This is a genomic window from Brevundimonas sp. M20, from assembly GCF_006547065.1.
GTDB lineage: Bacteria > Pseudomonadota > Alphaproteobacteria > Caulobacterales > Caulobacteraceae > Brevundimonas.
On sequence record NZ_CP041243.1, the window covers coordinates 1,954,774 to 1,970,039 of the forward strand.

A 15,266-nucleotide genomic window follows, 5' to 3' on the forward strand; every position below is an offset into this window, starting at 1 on the left:
CCTGCCCCTTATTCGTAGATCGTCAGATCGCCCCGACACACGCCGGCGCGCTCCTGAATGACATAGGCGCTGCCCGTGCCGACCATCTGCTGCACAGCCGCCTGGCCATTGAAGCAGGTCCCGATCTCGTAGCCGACCACCGTCGTGTAGGTCGCATCGCTGAAGTAGGTGTAGTTATAGAACGGCACGTCCAGCATGGCGGCGCTGGGGCCGGCGACGGCCGAGGCGGCCAGGGCGACAGCGGACATGGCCGCCATCTTGATGGAAACGCGTCTCTTCATTGCATCCTCCAGTGTTCACAACCAAAAGAACACTGGACGAGACCTGCTCAACCTCAAGACACAAAAACTTGTGTGGGGAAATCAGGCCTCCAGCCCGGCTTTGACCCGCGCGCCCCGGGTCTGCTTCCGCCAAAGGGCGGCATACTCGCCGCCCTGACGGGCGACCAACTCGTGGTGCGCGCCCCGTTCCACGATCCGACCGGCCTTCAGCACCAATATCTGGTCCGCATCAGCGATGGTGGACAGCCGGTGCGCCACCACCAGCGTGGTCCGCCCGGCGCGGGCCTTGCGCAAGGTCTTCTGAATGGCGGTCTCGGTGCGACTGTCCAGCGCGCTGGTGGCCTCGTCCAGGATCAGGATGCAGGGATCGGCGAGCAGGGCCCGCGCGATGCCGACACGCTGGCGCTCACCGCCGGACAGCTTAAGTCCCCGTTCGCCGACAACGGTGTTCAGACCGTCCGGCAACTGGCCGATGAATTCCGCCAACTCGGCCGCCTCAGCCGCCGCCCAGATGGCCGCCTCGTCCGCGTCGGGGCGTGCGAAGCCGATGTTGGCGCGCAGGGTGTCGTTGAACAGGGCCACGTCCTGCGGGACCAGAGCCACCGCCGCGCGCAGGCTCTCCTGCGTCACCGCACGCACATCGACGCCGTCCACCAGCACCCGCCCCTCCTGTGGGTCAATCAAGCGCAGGGCCAGTTTGACGATCGTGGACTTGCCCGAACCGGACGGCCCGACCAGCGCCGTGGTCGTGCCCGGGGCGGCGTGGAAACTGACGTTCTCCAGCCCGTTCGCGCGGGCGTCGTGGCGGAAGCCGACGTGCTCGAACGTCAGGGCGGCGCCGTTCACCCCGGCGGCGCGATCCAGCGGCGCCGCATCAGCGGCGTCAGCGACCTGCGGCGCCTGACGGGTGACCTTCAACATCTCCTCCATGTCGATGAAGGACTGGCGAATTTCGCGATAGGCGAAGCCCAGAATGTTCAGTGGCGCATACAGGCTGATCATGATCAGGACGGCGGCGGTGACATCGCCCGGTCCCATGCGGCCGGCGGCGGCTTCGAACCCCGCCATGATCGCCATGACACCGAGGCCGACATTCATGATCACGGCCTGGATCACGTTCAGAAGGGCGAGCGAGCTGTTCGCCTTCAAGGCCGCGCGCGTGTAGTCGCCGAGGGCCGCGTCATAGCTCCGCGCGGCGCGCGCTTCGGCGCCGAAGGACTTGACCGTCTCATAGTTCAGCAGGGCGTCGACCGAGACCCCGGCCGCCTGGGTGTCGGCGGCGTTCATGATCCGGCGGTGCTCGATCCGCCAGTTGGACAGGGCGAAGGTCGAAACGGCGTAGATGGCCACCACGGCGACCGCCACGGCCCCGAAGCGCCAGTCGTACTTGCCCGCCAGAACACCCGCCGCCAGCACGAGCTCGACGCCGGTGGGCACGAGGTTGAAGGCGAGAATGCGCAGCAGGAAATCCACGGCCCTCGAGCCGCGATCCATGGTCCGGGACAGGGAACCCGACCGCTTGGTCTGATGAAAGTCCAACGACAGACTGAGGGCGTGGCCGAACGTCTCGGTCGCCGCCGTGCGCTGGGCCGCGGATCGAACCGGGGCGAAGACCACGTCCGAAGCATTCGGCGCGACGGCCGACAGCAACCGGACGATGGCCCACCCCAGCGCAAAGGCCGCGAAGCCGAGACCGACGGCGACCTCCGTCCCCTGCCCCGCCGCCAGATGGTTGACCGCCGCCCCCAGCACCAGCGGCGCCATAACGCCCAGCCCCTTGCCGGCCAGCGTCATTCCGATGGCGGCGACCAGACGCAGTTTCAGCTGCGGCGCATTGGAGCGGCCGACCAGCCGTAGCAGGTCGGCCAGCGCCTGGAGCGTCGGCGGGCCGTCGGTGGGGGTTGTCAGCCCGGCTTGCGCCGCCTTTGCTTCCGATCCCTGCCGTCGCCCGGCCCCGCGTTCACCTCTCATCGCCATCCCCGCCATATGGCCCCGTCAGGGGCCGGGCGGAAGAGAGAACGCTCAGCGACCGCCGTGCTTGGCGTATTCCAGCTTGGCGATGGTCCGGTTGTGGACCTCGTCCGGGCCGTCAGCCAGACGCAGGGTGCGGACACCCGCGTACAGCTCGGCCAGCGGGAAGTCGCCCGACACGCCCGCGCCGCCGAACGCCTGAATGGCGTCATCGATGATCTTCAGGGCCATGCGCGGCGCGGCGACCTTGATCTGGGCGATCTCGGACTTGGCGTTCTTGGCGCCGGCCTGATCGATCATCCAGGCGGCCTTGAGCACCGACAGGCGGCACATCTCGATGTTGATGCGCGCCTCGGCGACACGCTGCTCCCACACCGAGTGCTCGGCGATCTTCTTCTTGAAGGCCGTGCGGCTGAGCAGACGTTCGACCATCAGGTCCAGCGCGCGCTCTGCGGCGCCGATGGTGCGCATGCAGTGGTGGATGCGGCCCGGCCCGAGACGGCCCTGGGCGATCTCGAAGCCCCTGCCCTCACCTGCGATCAGGTTCGAGACCGGCACCCGGACGTTGTCGAGCACGACCTCCGCGTGGCCGATCGGGCGCTCGTCATAGCCGAACACCGACAGCATCCGCTCGACGCGGAAGCCGGGCGTATTGGTGGGCACCAGGATCTGCGACTGCTGTTGGTGCGTCGCCGCGCCCGTGTCCGTCTTGCCCATCACGATGGCGATAGCGACATTGGGGTGCGCCATGTTGGTCGACCACCATTTGCGGCCATTGATGACGTAATGATCGCCGTCGCGCTCGATGCGGGTTTCGATATTGGTGGCGTCCGAAGAGGCCACCGCGGGCTCGGTCATCAGGAAGGCCGAGCGGATGTCGCCGTTCATCAGCGGCTTCAGCCACTGCGCCTGCTGTTCGGCGTTGCCGTACATGTGCAGGACTTCCATGTTGCCGGTGTCCGGGGCGTTGCAGTTGAACACCTCGGCCGTCCACAGATGACGGCCCATGATCTCGGCCAGCGGGGCGTATTCGAGGTTGGTCAGGCCCGCGCCGTGATCGCCCGGCAGGAACATGTTCCAGAGGCCCGCTTCCCTGGCCTGGGCCTTCATCTCTTCCATGGCCCTGGGCTGGACGGTGTGATCCGCCTTCACCTCGGCCCAGTATTCCGCCGAGCGCGGAAGCACCTTCTCATCCATGAAGCGCTGCACGCGCTCCTGCCAGTGCAGTCCCTTGTCGCTGTGACGGAAATCCATGGTCGTCCTCCTCAGGTACGAAAACGGCGCGGCCCTCTTCCGGGACCGCGCCGCAAAAATCAGATCGTCGTTTTCAAGCTCAGCGCTTCAGCAGCGGGGCCAGCTTCTGGGCGATCATCATGTCGCCGGCGATCTTCAGCTTGCCCTGCATGAAGGCCATCATCGGGTCCAGCTTGCCTTCCGACAGGGCCATGAAGTCATCCCAGCTGATCGAAACGGTCGCGTCGGCCGGCTTGTCTTCGTTGGTCACGGTGTTCGGCGACGAAGCGCCGTCGATGAAGATCTTGCCGACATCGCCCAGGTCGAGCTTCACGGTCTTGCCCAGACCGGAGTTGTCGCCAACGGCGCCGCGGATGTGTTCGGTGACTTGAGCCAGATCGACCATTTGCGTCTCTCCCTAAGGGACGGTTGAGGCTCCGACCTAGACCGCTCGAAGGCGGCTGCCAAGATCACGCCGGGTCAAGTTCCCGCCATCTGCTTGCATGAATGTCAGTAGAACGCTGACTCGCGGTCCAGATCCGCGCCGGGGACGGGGGTTCCGGGGTGAACTGTGGCGGCCCGATCGGCCTGCATCTGATCCAGGCGCTCCTGTCGGGCGCGACGCTCGGCCGCATAATCGGGCTCCGGCGCATCAAAACCGAAGCGGCCGCCGTCGGATCGGGTGACCTCGACGCGCTCAGGGGCCTCCGACTCGACCACATCACCGCGCCAGGCGACACGGGACGCCTCGCGCACCGGCGGCAGAGGCTCGACCCAGGGCGTCTCATAGTCAGCGACATGGACCTCGTCCCCGGTCGCCTGCGCGGGAAGCGCGACATGGGTGTAGCCGTCGACGAGGGCGCCCACGTCCATGGTCTCGCCCGGTTGCACCTCGGGCTCGACCGGCGCCACCACCTCGACCTGCATCTGCTCACCGCCAAGGACGCCGCCCGCCGAGGCGTCACGCAGGACCGCGAAGGTCAGCCCCCCCACAGCCAAAAGCCCCACCCCCGCGCCGACCATCCAGGGCTGGACACGAAACCGGGGCGAAGTGGAAACGGGATCGGGGATCATGGCGCCACTCCATACAGGCGGGGCAGAAACGATACGAACCGACTTTGGTTCGCGCCGCTCCCGTTTGTTCTAGTCGCGCCCGCGCCGCTACCGCTCCCGCTCCAGTCGGCGGTCCAGCAGCGCCTCATATTTGTCCGCATAGGCCAGGCAGGCTGTCGGGTCGATGAATGGGTTAGGCGTCACGCCCTGACGCAGTTGCGCCATCCGCGTATCTCCGTCCGACTGGCCGGGGTGGGCTGTCAGCAGGATGTCGCACGGCATGGCGCGCAACGACGCAAAGGTCCCGCGGAACCCGTCCAGCAGCGCCCGGTTCGCCGGATCCGAGAACCGGTAGCCGTCCGCCGCGATCGGGTTCAGGCTGGAGCCGAAGACCACCGCCTTGCAGTCCTCGCCCTCGCATGATCGCCAGCTCCAGCTCATGCTGCCGGGGGTATGACCCGGCGTGGCGCGCGCCGTGATCTCCACATCCCCGAGCCTCAGAACTTCACCGTCCCGGAGCGCCCGCACCCGCTCGACGCCCGGGAAGGGCTCAAGCCAGGCCGCCTGGGGGTCATCCGCGCCACTGCGTCCGCGACGCAGGACCTCGGCGGCTTCCGGGCTGGCGACCACGGTCGCACCCGTATCCCGCGCCAGGGCGGCCAGCCCCCCGGCGTGATCATAGTGCGGCTCGGTGCTGAGGATGTACTTCACGTCCTCGATCCGGAAGCCGAGGCGGCGAATGTTGTCCTCAACCGCGCCCACGGCCTGCGGCAGCGCCCCGTCGATCAGAACCAGCCCCTCCGACGTCGAGATCACGGCCATGCTCAGGCCCGAGAAGCCCACAAACCACGTATTGCCGTAGACCTTGATCGGCGCCTCCACGCCCAGCCACTGCCGGGCGTATTCCGGGGCGATGGGCTGCAGCAGCGGATCATGAGCGGGGTCGGGGCGGACCTGCGCCGCAGGCTCCTGATGCTCGGGTTCAGCATTGGCGCAGCCCGCCGTCAAAACCACCAGCGCCGCGCCGAACAGGCCAGGGACTCGTCTCATCACTCACTCCGTGGATGGGGGATTGCGGGCGAGGATGAGCGGCGACAGGCGCCCGCACAAACCATCATATCTGGACAAAGCCATGAACTGATCTCATGCCTTGATCATGGATCGCGCCCAACTCCCCCTCAATGCCCTGCGCGCCTTCGAAGCCGCTGCACGGCATCTGAACTTCACCCGCGCCGCCATCGAACTCTGTGTCAGCCAAGGCGCGGTCAGCCATCAGGTGGCGCAGCTGGAACGCCGCCTGGGCGTCACCCTGTTCCGTCGCCTGCCCCGCGGTCTGGCCCTGACGGACGAGGGGCAGGCTCTGGTTCCCGTGCTGGCGGACGCCTTCGACCGGGTCGGCGCCACGCTGGACCGCTATGCGGGAGGACGGCTGCAGGAGGTGTTGACCGTCGGCGTTGTCGGCGCCTTCGCGGGGGGCTGGCTGCTCCCCCGACTGGAGGCCTTCAACCGCGAACATCCGCACATCGACCTGCGGGTCATGACCAACAACAACCGCGTCGATCTGGCCGGCGAAGGGCTTGATCTGGCCATTCGCTACGGCGACGGCGCCTGGCACGGGACCCATGCCGAACCGATCCTGAGCGCGCCCCTGACACCGCTTTGCGCGCCGGCCGTCGCCGCGCGCCTGACCAGTCCCGCCTCCCTGATCGGCGAGACACTCTTGCGCTCCTACCGCGCCGATGAGTGGATCCGATGGTTCGAGGAAGCGGGCGCGCCCTGCCCGCCCCTGCGCGGTCCGGTCTTCGACAACTCTGTGCTGACGACCGCGACGGCGGCCTCGGGCTTCGGCGTCGCCCTCGCCCCCGCCGCCATGTTCACACGCGATCTGGCGGCGGAGCGCCTGGTCCGCCCGTTTGAGGCGGAGGTCACTCTCGGCGCCTACTGGCTGACCCGGCTGAACTCCCGCCCGGACAGTGCGGCCATGGCGACCTTCCGGCAATGGCTGGGGCGTGAAGCCGGGAGAGAAGCCGGATCGATCCGCCCCGCACGCCGCTGATCCCGCTGGAGGACGGACGACGAGAGCCGCCGGGGCGTAGGCCACGCCGGACGGGAGTATGTCGAAATCGATGTGGGAAGGTTCTGGCGGAGACGGAGGGATTCGAACCCTCGGTACCCCTTACAGGGTACGACGATTTAGCAAACCGTTGCCTTCAGCCACTCGGCCACGTCTCCGGCAGGCGGCGTGCTTAGCCGAGCATTTCGGGCGGCGCAACGGGTGATCGGCGTCACGGCGTTAACTGGACGGTCAGTCCGGTTGTGCAAGATGCTCCCGAACTCTTCATCCGGGCCTGATGACCGACGCCGCGAGCCGCCTTTCCAGCCACGACGCCCCGCCGCGCAACGCCGCTGTTCGGGACGCGGCGAAGCGTGTCGCCAAGCCGGTCAGCGCCAAGTCCGGCGGCGCGGCCCGGCGCGGTCCCTTCCGTCCGGAAGTCTGGCTGAACGCGCGCCAGCGTCACGCCTCGCGTCTCGCCGCCCACTATTTCCGGGCTTTCGATGTGCTGACGGTGACCGGTCTCACCCTCCTGTGCGCCTGGGCCGCGGCCTCTGACGCGCTGATCCACGTCGAGGTTTCGCGCGTGGCCCCCTTCGTTCTCGGCGCCCTGACCACCCTGTCGCTGCTGAGGTCGCTGGGCCGCTACCGATTCTCACGCGGACAGGACACGGCGACCCACATGGCCTCCGTGGCCGGCGTCTGCGCGGTCGGCGCGGTCGTGGCCATCGTCACCGGCGTTCTGCTTCGCCCCGGCGAGGCCGCCCAGTGGAGCGCCTGGCTGGTCTGGGCCGGCCTGACCTTCGCCGCCCTGATGGCCCTGCACCTGACCTGGTGCGCCATGGTCGCCCGTTGGCGGGCCTCGGGCGCCCTGACGCCCAATATCGTGCTGGTCGGCGCCACCCGTCACGCCGAGGCCCTTATCCGCGAGGCGTTGAAGCGTCGCGACCTGAACGTGCTGGGCATCTTCGACGACCGTCTGGCCCGCAGTCCGAACGCCATCGAAGGCGTGCCGGTGCTGGGCACGGCGGACGACCTGTTGACCCACAAGATGACGCCCTACGTCGACCGCGTGGTGCTGGCGATTGATCCGCGCGCGGAAGCCCGCGTGCGCGAACTGACCTCACGGCTCGGGGCCTTGCCGAACGAGGTCACCCTGCTGGTCGAGCCGGACGGCGACCGCGAGACCGCCTCGGCGCTGGACCGCCTGGCCGCCGCGCCGCTGGCGGACATCCAGGGGGCGACCGACCCGGATCGCCGCGCCTTCAACAAGCGCCTGCAGGATCTGATCATCGCCCTGATCGCCCTGATCGCCCTCGCCCCTGTCATGGGACTGATCGCGCTGGCCATCCGTCTGGACAGCCCGGGCCCGATCTTCTTCCGCCAGCGCCGCCACGGCTTCAATCAGGAAGAGATCATCGTGTGGAAGTTCCGGTCGATGCGTCAGGAGACGGCCGACGCGACCGCCAGCCGTCAGGTCACCCATGACGACGACCGCATCACGCGCATCGGCAAATTCATCCGCAAGACCAGCCTGGACGAACTGCCTCAACTGCTGAACGTCATCACCGGCGAGATGTCGCTGGTCGGCCCGCGTCCCCACGCCATCGGCATGAAGACCGGCCACGTCGAGAGCGCGCGCCTGGTCGCCGAATACGCCCACCGCCACCGCATCAAGCCCGGCATGACCGGCTGGGCCGCCGTCAACGGCTCGCGCGGTCCCCTGCACACCGCGCAGGACGTGCGTCGCCGGGTCCAGCTCGACATCGACTATGTGGAGCGCCAGAGCCTGTGGATGGATCTGTGGATCATGGCCGTGACCGTGCCCGTCCTTCTGGGCGACCGCGCCGCGGTCCGGTGATCGGCCAGATGTTCTGGAAAGGCGTCTGGGGCTACCTGCCCGCCAATATCGTTCAGGGCGTGGTCGGCTTCCTGACCATCGTCCTGTTCACCCGCCTGCTCAGCCCCGAGGACTTCGGGCGCTATGCGCTGGCCTTCTCGGTCATGACGCTGGCCCATGTCGCGGTGTTCAGCTGGCTCGAAGCCTCCATGGCCCGTTTCTGGGCCGCCCAGAGCGGCGCCTCGCTGAACGGCCATTTCGCCAGCCTCTACCGCACCGCCTTCGCGCTCAGCGTCGTCTTCCTGATCGTCATCGGGATCGGCCTGTGGCTGTGGCCGACGGACCTGCTGTTCAAGATCGCACTCGCCGTGGGTCTGGCCGGCGCACCGGCCCGCTGCCTGATGAAGCTGGGGCAGGAGCGGTTCCGCGCGGCGGGCGAGGTGCGAAAGGCGGCGGGTTTTGACATGGCGGTGTCCATCGGCGGCCTGCTGATCGGCGTCGGCTTCGCCCTCGCGGGCGCGGGCGGCGCGGCGCCCCTGCTGGGGCTCGGCCTCGCGCCGCTTCTGGCCCTGCCCTTCGTCCTGCCGGGCGAACTGAAACAGGCGCGGGACGGCCGGTTCGAGCCCGGGCGGATGCGCAGCTACGCCCTGTACGGCTACCCCATCGCCATGTCGCTGGCCCTGACGGTCGTGCTGTCGTCCACCGACCGCTTCCTGCTGGCCGCCTTCATGGATGAGGCCGCGGTCGGCGCCTATCACGCGGGATACTCGATCGCGAACCGGACGCTGGACGTGCTGTTCCTGTGGCTGGGGTCCGCCGGCCAGCCCGCGCTGGTCATGGCGCTGGAGCGCGGGGGCAAGGAGCGGCTGAACATCGCCGCGCGCGAACAACTGTCCACCTTCCTGCTGGTCGGCCTGCCCGCCGCCGCCGGGGTGGCGCTGGTCGCCCGCCCGCTGGCCGAGGTGCTGATCGGCGAGAACCTGCGGGTCGCGGCCGCCTCGATCACCCCGTGGATCGCCCTTTCAGCCCTCCTCTACGGCCTGACGGCCTACTATTTCGGTCAGGCCTTCACCCTCGGTCGCAAGACGAAGAACCTGCTGGCGGCCATGGCCATTCCGGCTGGCGCCAACGTCATCCTGAACCTGATCCTCGTGCCCCGGTTCGGCGTCATGGGCGCCGCCTGGGCGACCGCGGCCAGCTTCGGTCTGGGCCTGCTGGCCACCATGGCGCTGGGTCGCCGGGTCCTGCCGCTGCCTGTGCCGTGGGAAAGCCTGATCCGCTGCGGCGTCGCCACAGCTATCATGGCCGCTATGGTCTCGCTGGTGCCGCCGCTGGGCGGGATCGTGGAGCTCATCCTGGCCGCGGGCGTGGGCGTGATCGTCTATGCCGCCGTCGCCCTGACCATCAACGCCGCCGGCGTCCGCGACGTGGCCCTGCGCCTGCTGAAGCGCCGTCGAGTGCGGAAGGCCGCCGCATGACCACCGCCAGAGCCAAAGTGACCGACAACACCGCGTGGAAGGCGGCGACGCCCTCCATTTCGGTCCTGATCCCGTTCCTGCGCGACGATCCCTCGGACCTGCTGCGGGCGCTGGATCAGGAAGCCTTCTCCGTTGACGGCGCGGTCGAGCTTATCGTGCTTGACGACGGCACCGCCGACGCCGATCTGACCGCCCGTCTGGTGGCGCAGGTGAAGGCCATGGCCCTGCCGATCCGCCTGATCACCCTGCCCGCCAATGAGGGCCGATCCGTCGGTCGTAACCGGCTGGCCTCGGCGGCGCGCGGCGACAGTCTGCTGTTCCTCGACAGTGACATGCGCCCCGACCACGGCCGCTTCCTGCGCGACTGGACCGATCTGGTGGCCCGGGACGCCCCCGCTGTCGCCTTCGGCGGCTTCTCCCTGCTCCAGGCGCCGACGGATGCGAAATTCAGCGTCCATCGCGCCATGGCCGCCAAATCCGAGTGCGTGCCCAGTGCCGAGCGCGCCAAACAGCCCGAGAAATACGTCTACACCTCCAACCTGCTGCTCCGCCGCGATGTATTCGAGGCCGAGGCCTTCGATCCCGCCTTCACCGGCTGGGGCTGGGAGGATGTTGAATGGGCCATGCGGGTCTCACGCCGCTTCCGCGTCGTGCATCTGGACAACGCCGCCACCCACATGGGGCTCGACACCGTCGACGCCCTGGCTCGCAAATATGAGCAATCGGCCCCGAATTTCGCCCGCATGGCCGAACGCCATCCGGAGATCGTCGCCGCCTACCCCAGCTACAAGGCGGCGAAGCTGCTGAAGCGACTGCCGGGCCTGCCCCTGGTCCAGCGCACTCTGAAAGGCGCGGCGGGGAACAGCCTGCTGCCGGTCGCGGCCCGCGCCTTCTCCCTGCGCCTGTATCGCGCGGCCCTGTATGCGGACGCGATCTGATGGGCGACGTCGCCGTTATTATCCCGACCCTCAGACGGCCCGAGAGCCTGACCCGGGCTCTTCGTTCGGTCTTCGCGCAGGAGAACGTCTCCAACCGGGTTTCGGCGGTGATCGTGGTCGACAACGACCCCGCGGCCTCAGCGGGATCAACGGTTGACGAACTTCGGGCGCAAAGCCCCTGGCCGCTGGTCTATGTCTCCGAGCCCACACCCGGCGTGGCGCGCGCCCGAAACGCCGGGCTGGTCGCGACGGATGCCTCGCTGATCGCCTTTCTGGATGATGACGAGGCCGCTTCACCCGGCTGGCTGGCGGCCCTGCTCGCGGCGCAGGTGCAGACGGGCGCCGACGCCGTCTTCGGCCCCATCACCGGACGCGCACCCGGGGCGCAGGACTGGCTGAAGCCGTATCTTGAACGCTTCTTCGGTCGCGAGGGGCCGGCCGAAACGGGGCTGGTCGATCATCCGTGGGGATGCGGGAACTCCCTTCTGGTGCGCGCGACCGCCCTGCCCGGTCCGGCGCCGTTCAGCGCCTCGGCGGATCACACCGGAGGCGAGGACGACATTCTGTTCTCGGCGCTGGCGGCGCGCGGCGGGCGCTTCGGCTGGGCCGCGGATGCATGGGTCGAGGAGTTCGCCCCCGCCCATCGCGCCACCCTGAACTACGCCCTCACCCGCGCCTTCGCCTACGGTCAGGGCCCCAGTCAGACCGCCGCCGCCGCCCGCGACTGGTCGGGCGTCGTCCGCTGGATGGTCATCGGCGCCGGACAGGCCGTGGTCTGGGGAGCCGTCTCCGCCGTCCTGACCCTGATCAACAGTCCGAAGCGCGCGCGGATGTATGATCGCACCGCGCGCGGGATCGGCAAGCTGTTCTGGATGCGGGGCTTCGAGCCCCGCTTCTACGGCGCCGCCGAGGTCGCTCGCCTGAACCGGTCAGGCGGGGCGTGATCCACCGTCAATAGCCGCGCAGGCCACGGTCGACAGCCTGGCTCAGCTGGCCGCGCGCCTGGCTGCGCCCACGAGATGCGTCGCGGTCGGCCATGTTGACGGTCACGCCCACACAGCGATACCCGCCTTCAGCCGCCGAACCACCCTCGACAAGGTCGCCGCCGCGGCGATCGCAGCGCTCCTGAAGTTGGGCGACGGTCGAGCGCTCACCCAAGGTGCCGCAAGCCCCGAGAGCCAGCAGTCCGGCGGAAGCAGTCACGGCGAAAAGAGTACGACGCACGGCGGGCCTCCCTTGAAATGACAGTGTCAGAAGAGGCTCAAACCCGGAACCCGTCAAGGTCGCTGCTTTCCGGCTGCGTCAACCCGTCAAGCGGCGCAGGAAGGCGGGCGCCCTGTAGGTCGAGCGGTTGACCACAACGCCTGCGATTTTCCCGCCGACGGCCTCGATCTCGTCGCGCAGGATCAGCGGCTCGTTCGCCGAGGTGCTGCCTGCCGCCACGACCAGCACGGTCGCGTCCACGAAGGGGGCCAGGGTGATGGCCGTGTCGCTGCGATCCCCGGCCGGGGCGTCGATCACCACCGTATCGGCATGACGACGCAGGGCGTCCCAATAGCGCGCGTCCGCCAGGACCTCGGCCCGCTGGCCCGAGCGCAGATGCTCGCCCGCGAAACGCGTGCCCCACAACCGTCCGCCGAGGAAGGGCCGCGCCGTGACCAGCCGGGCCGGATGCACCGGCTTGCCCTCGCGGTCGGTGATGCGCGGGGTGACGGCGAAAAAGATCGAGCCGTCCGGCGTCGCCATGGCCGCCTTGCCCGGGCGACCGAAGCGATCCGGCTCGGAGGCCATGGCCTCGACCTGCCCCTGCTGCGCCAGATCGGCGTCCACCAGCCAGACGGGGCGGCGTGCGCGGACGGCGGCGAGCCGGGCGTACTCGCGCGCGACGGTGGACACGCCCTCGCCGCTGTTGGCGGCGGCGATCTGGATCACGCGACCACGATGGCCCGGCGCTGGTCCCAGCGCCGCCCAAAGGGCCGCCATTTCGGACGTCAGATCGACCATCGAATCGTTACGCGCCTGTCCTGAACCCGAACGCTAACACGGGGCGGGTCAGGCTCATCGTCCCTTCATCGGGGCAACGGCGAGAACCGGCATCTCCAGCGTGCGGCCGGTCGACGCCGGCGTCACGAAGCCACGCTGGGTGAACACGCGCAGCAGGCCGACGCACAGGGCGGTGAAACCGGCGAACAGGAAGACCGCCGCCAGCAGCGGGAGCTTCAGGCTCTTGCCCCGGGTCGGGGCCTCCGCGCGGGCGATGACGGTGACATTGTCGGCGCCGGCGGCCACCAGGGCGCTGTCGGCTCGGGCCTCGGTCTCCCGCTGCTGAAACTCGCGAACCTTGGCCGTCAGCACCTCGCGGTTGCCCGCCAGCGTCGAATTGGTCGATTCCAGCTGGGTCAGATGGGCCTGACGCTGACGCAGGGTGTTGAGCTGACCCTCCAGCACCGCCAGACGGGCCGCCAGGGCATCCCGGTCGGCGGCGGCGTTGATCCGGGTCGTCTCGATCTCGGTGAAGATGGTGCTGGGGCCTGTGCGGACCTCCTTGGCGCCGACGGTCGTTCCCGTCGCCACATAGGCCTGAAGCTGGGCGATGCGCTGGTCGATGTCGCGCACCGGCTGGGCGTCCTCGGTATAGCGGGCCAGCAGGTTCTCGCGCTCTGTCCGCAGGGTCAGGATCTGGTCCTGCGCCGAAATGTTCAGGTCCTGCTGCAACACCACCTCGGACGGCTGCCGCGCCAATTGGGTCTCCAGGGTCCGCAGGCGTTGCGTCGCCTGATTCAGCTGCGCCCGGACCGACAGAGTCTCGGCGAAGGTGGTCTGGTAGGTCGCCGCAAGCGTCGCCTTGGAGGTCGCGAAATCGCCGATGTCATTCGACCGCAGGAAGGCCTCATAGGCGTTATCGGCGGTCGCCAGCTCGTTCTCGAACGCCTCGCGCTGGGCGGTGAAGGCCGGGCTGGCGCGGTCGCGGAAGACGTTGCGGCGCTGGATCAGGTACTGGTCGACCACGGCGTTCAGGATGCGGGCGGCGCGCTCGGGATCGCCGGCCTCATAGGACACGGAGATGATGGCGCTGGCCGGAGTCGTGCCGACGCCCAGCCCGGCGTCTAGCGCCTTCAGCGCGGCCAGTTCCTTCTCCGTCGTCGTCCCCTTGGCGTCCGGCCCCAGAATGACGTCGGCGCCCAGAGCCTGCACAGCGCGGCGCTTCACTTCCAGACTACCGAGGATCTGCGCTTCAGCCTGCGCCACCGCGGACGCTTCCAGCGGCTGGGCCGTCCGGTCGGTCACGCCCACGCGAGGCTGATACACATACTCCTGCCCTGCGCCCGCGTAGACGCTGGAGGTCGCGGTGTAGGTCTTCTTGAGGGTCAGAACCGCCGCCGCGCCGATGGCGAACACGGCCAGGAAGATGACGATCATCAGCAACAGCTCGCGGAACAGCAGGCCGACAATGTCAGCGAAGCCGTAGCGCGGCCGGACTGTCGTATAGGCCGTCGTGCGCATGCGAACGGAGTGATTCCATCAAACGGGACTGTTGAGCCTCAGCCTTCGCCCACCCGCGTTAACCATGGGTTACCCATAAGCCCTCACCTTGCCGTCAACGCCGCTTTCGGGAGCGATTCCGCCATGTCCATCGACCGTCGCCTGTTGCTGCTCGGCCTTATCGGCGGCGCCGGCGCGCTCGCGGCTTGCGGCGGAGCCTCCGGCGCGGCTCCCCTGCCCGGCCAGTCCCGCGCTCCGAACCGGGTGCAGTCAGTCGGCCGCCGCTCGTTCCCGGAGATCGGCTTCGCCGACTGGTCGGACGACGAACCGGAATATGTCCTGTACCCCGGCGACGAGATCGAGATCGCCACCCCGACCGCCACCGAGCTGACCCGCACCCAGCGGATCGGACCGGACGGGCGGGTCTCCCTGCCTCTGGTCGGCCAGCTCATGGCGGCGGACCGCACTATCGCCGAACTGGAGGCCGACGCCTCCACAGCCTACGCCAGCCAGCTGCGTCGTCCGATGGTCGAGGTGACTCTGAAGACCGCCGGACCGATCCGCGTCTGGGTCGGCGGCGAGGTCCGCACCCCGGGCATGATCGAGATGAACGGCGATCTGGACGCCTATCAGGCCATTATCCAGGCGGGCGACTTCCTGCCGACGGCCAAACAGGGCGAGGTCGCCCTGATCCGTCGCGGTCGGGGCGGGGTGCGCATGATGCGCGCCGCCGATCTGCGCCCCCGTCGCGGAGAGGTCATCGCCCTGCGTCGCGGCGACATCCTCTTCGTCCCGCGCTCAACCCTGGGTGAAGTCGCCAATTTCGTCACCCAGTTCCGCAACGCTCTCCCGGTCGGGTTCACGTATGCGCTGGGCGGGCAGTATCAGAGCTTCTAGGGCTCGACGGACGGCGTCGCCAGAACCCTCAAAAGTTGT

General features: G+C 68.6%; 15 protein-coding genes and 1 tRNA gene. 6 read left to right on the forward strand and 10 right to left on the reverse strand.

Features of this window, described 5'->3' with window-relative positions:
* Window positions 1-8 precede the first annotated feature (8 nt).
* The 6 genes from FKQ52_RS09460 to bla all read right to left on the reverse strand — a co-directional run bounded on the left by FKQ52_RS09460 (window position 9) and on the right by bla (window position 5,588).
* A complete protein-coding gene (locus FKQ52_RS09460; protein ID WP_141626955.1) occupies window positions 9-281 on the reverse strand; it encodes a hypothetical protein in 273 nt (90 codons plus the stop codon).
* 81 nt (window positions 282-362) lie between these two features.
* Window positions 363-2,252: an ABC transporter ATP-binding protein/permease gene (locus FKQ52_RS09465; protein ID WP_141628307.1), complete on the reverse strand. Its 1,890-nt coding sequence runs from the start codon at window positions 2,250-2,252 to the stop codon at window positions 363-365.
* A 51-nt stretch (window positions 2,253-2,303) separates the two neighbouring features.
* Complete coding sequence (locus tag FKQ52_RS09470; RefSeq protein ID WP_141626956.1) at window positions 2,304-3,506, reverse strand: acyl-CoA dehydrogenase family protein; 1,203 nt, start codon at window positions 3,504-3,506, stop codon at window positions 2,304-2,306.
* A 79-nt stretch (window positions 3,507-3,585) separates the two neighbouring features.
* On the reverse strand, window positions 3,586-3,891 hold the full coding sequence (locus FKQ52_RS09475; RefSeq protein WP_141626957.1) for an SCP2 sterol-binding domain-containing protein: 306 nt from the start codon (window positions 3,889-3,891) through the stop codon (window positions 3,586-3,588).
* 104 nt (window positions 3,892-3,995) lie between these two features.
* The gene (locus FKQ52_RS09480; RefSeq protein WP_141626958.1) at window positions 3,996-4,559 is read right to left on the reverse strand and encodes a hypothetical protein; all 564 of its coding nucleotides are present in this window, start codon (window positions 4,557-4,559) and stop codon (window positions 3,996-3,998) included.
* Window positions 4,560-4,646: 87 nt separating this feature from the next.
* Window positions 4,647-5,588, reverse strand: a complete 942-nt coding sequence (gene bla, locus FKQ52_RS09485) for a subclass B3 metallo-beta-lactamase (protein WP_141626959.1) — start codon at window positions 5,586-5,588, stop codon at window positions 4,647-4,649.
* Window positions 5,589-5,694: 106 nt separating this feature from the next.
* On the opposite strand from bla, the gene FKQ52_RS09490 reads away from it, so the two are divergent.
* Window positions 5,695-6,594 carry a LysR family transcriptional regulator gene (locus FKQ52_RS09490; RefSeq protein WP_141626960.1) on the forward strand — a complete coding sequence of 300 codons (900 nt, stop codon included), beginning with the start codon at window positions 5,695-5,697 and terminating at the stop codon, window positions 6,592-6,594.
* 84 nt (window positions 6,595-6,678) lie between these two features.
* Here FKQ52_RS09490 and FKQ52_RS09495 read toward each other — a convergent pair.
* Window positions 6,679-6,770: transfer RNA gene (locus tag FKQ52_RS09495), tRNA-Ser, on the reverse strand.
* Between the two features lie 119 nt (window positions 6,771-6,889).
* Here FKQ52_RS09495 and FKQ52_RS09500 point away from each other — a divergent pair.
* Genes FKQ52_RS09500 through FKQ52_RS09515 form a run of 4 tightly spaced genes read left to right on the forward strand, consistent with a single transcriptional unit; the run spans window position 6,890 to window position 11,791 of the window.
* Window positions 6,890-8,452: an exopolysaccharide biosynthesis polyprenyl glycosylphosphotransferase gene (locus FKQ52_RS09500; protein ID WP_141626961.1), complete on the forward strand. Its 1,563-nt coding sequence runs from the start codon at window positions 6,890-6,892 to the stop codon at window positions 8,450-8,452.
* Window positions 8,453-8,460: 8 nt separating this feature from the next.
* Window positions 8,461-9,909 (forward strand): lipopolysaccharide biosynthesis protein, encoded by a 1,449-nt coding sequence (locus FKQ52_RS09505; RefSeq protein WP_141626962.1) that lies wholly within the window; start codon window positions 8,461-8,463, stop codon window positions 9,907-9,909.
* The gene (locus FKQ52_RS09510; protein WP_141626963.1) at window positions 9,906-10,847 is read left to right on the forward strand and encodes a glycosyltransferase family 2 protein; all 942 of its coding nucleotides are present in this window, start codon (window positions 9,906-9,908) and stop codon (window positions 10,845-10,847) included. The genes FKQ52_RS09505 and FKQ52_RS09510 overlap by 4 nt, the downstream gene beginning before the upstream one ends.
* Complete coding sequence (locus FKQ52_RS09515; protein WP_141626964.1) at window positions 10,847-11,791, forward strand: glycosyltransferase family 2 protein; 945 nt, start codon at window positions 10,847-10,849, stop codon at window positions 11,789-11,791. The genes FKQ52_RS09510 and FKQ52_RS09515 overlap by 1 nt, the downstream gene beginning before the upstream one ends.
* Window positions 11,792-11,798: 7 nt before the next feature.
* Here the strand turns inward: FKQ52_RS09515 and FKQ52_RS09520 are convergent, their stop codons facing one another.
* From FKQ52_RS09520 to FKQ52_RS09530, 3 genes are all read right to left on the reverse strand, one after another.
* Window positions 11,799-12,071, reverse strand: coding sequence for a hypothetical protein (locus tag FKQ52_RS09520; RefSeq protein ID WP_141626965.1), 273 nt, complete (start codon window positions 12,069-12,071; stop codon window positions 11,799-11,801).
* Between the two features lie 78 nt (window positions 12,072-12,149).
* Window positions 12,150-12,851 carry a CpsD/CapB family tyrosine-protein kinase gene (locus FKQ52_RS09525; protein ID WP_141626966.1) on the reverse strand — a complete coding sequence of 234 codons (702 nt, stop codon included), beginning with the start codon at window positions 12,849-12,851 and terminating at the stop codon, window positions 12,150-12,152.
* Window positions 12,852-12,905: 54 nt separating this feature from the next.
* On the reverse strand, window positions 12,906-14,351 hold the full coding sequence (locus FKQ52_RS09530) for a chain-length determining protein (RefSeq protein ID WP_141626967.1): 1,446 nt from the start codon (window positions 14,349-14,351) through the stop codon (window positions 12,906-12,908).
* A gap of 123 nt (window positions 14,352-14,474) precedes the next feature.
* Between FKQ52_RS09530 and FKQ52_RS09535 the strand changes: the two genes are divergently transcribed.
* A complete protein-coding gene (locus FKQ52_RS09535) occupies window positions 14,475-15,227 on the forward strand; it encodes a polysaccharide biosynthesis/export family protein (protein ID WP_141626968.1) in 753 nt (250 codons plus the stop codon).
* Window positions 15,228-15,266: the final 39 nt, after the last annotated feature.

Excerpts from the sequence above, each read along its gene's own strand:
- FKQ52_RS09525 (WP_141626966.1), bottom strand. The coding sequence starts at position 12,851 with ATGGTCGATCTGACGTCCGAAATGGCGGCCCTTTGGGCGGCGCTGGGA.
- FKQ52_RS09465 (WP_141628307.1), bottom strand. The coding sequence starts at position 2,252 with ATGAGAGGTGAACGCGGGGCCGGGCGACGGCAGGGATCGGAAGCAAAG.
- FKQ52_RS09500 (WP_141626961.1), top strand. The coding sequence starts at position 6,890 with ATGACCGACGCCGCGAGCCGCCTTTCCAGCCACGACGCCCCGCCGCGC.
- FKQ52_RS09530 (WP_141626967.1), bottom strand. The coding sequence starts at position 14,351 with ATGCGCACGACGGCCTATACGACAGTCCGGCCGCGCTACGGCTTCGCT.
- FKQ52_RS09535 (WP_141626968.1), top strand. The coding sequence starts at position 14,475 with ATGTCCATCGACCGTCGCCTGTTGCTGCTCGGCCTTATCGGCGGCGCC.
- bla (WP_141626959.1), bottom strand. The coding sequence starts at position 5,588 with ATGAGACGAGTCCCTGGCCTGTTCGGCGCGGCGCTGGTGGTTTTGACG.
- FKQ52_RS09475 (WP_141626957.1), bottom strand. The coding sequence starts at position 3,891 with ATGGTCGATCTGGCTCAAGTCACCGAACACATCCGCGGCGCCGTTGGC.
- FKQ52_RS09505 (WP_141626962.1), top strand. The coding sequence starts at position 8,461 with ATGTTCTGGAAAGGCGTCTGGGGCTACCTGCCCGCCAATATCGTTCAG.
- FKQ52_RS09510 (WP_141626963.1), top strand. The coding sequence starts at position 9,906 with ATGACCACCGCCAGAGCCAAAGTGACCGACAACACCGCGTGGAAGGCG.
- FKQ52_RS09460 (WP_141626955.1), bottom strand. The coding sequence starts at position 281 with ATGAAGAGACGCGTTTCCATCAAGATGGCGGCCATGTCCGCTGTCGCC.
- FKQ52_RS09515 (WP_141626964.1), top strand. The coding sequence starts at position 10,847 with ATGGGCGACGTCGCCGTTATTATCCCGACCCTCAGACGGCCCGAGAGC.
- FKQ52_RS09470 (WP_141626956.1), bottom strand. The coding sequence starts at position 3,506 with ATGGATTTCCGTCACAGCGACAAGGGACTGCACTGGCAGGAGCGCGTG.
- FKQ52_RS09480 (WP_141626958.1), bottom strand. The coding sequence starts at position 4,559 with ATGATCCCCGATCCCGTTTCCACTTCGCCCCGGTTTCGTGTCCAGCCC.
- FKQ52_RS09490 (WP_141626960.1), top strand. The coding sequence starts at position 5,695 with ATGGATCGCGCCCAACTCCCCCTCAATGCCCTGCGCGCCTTCGAAGCC.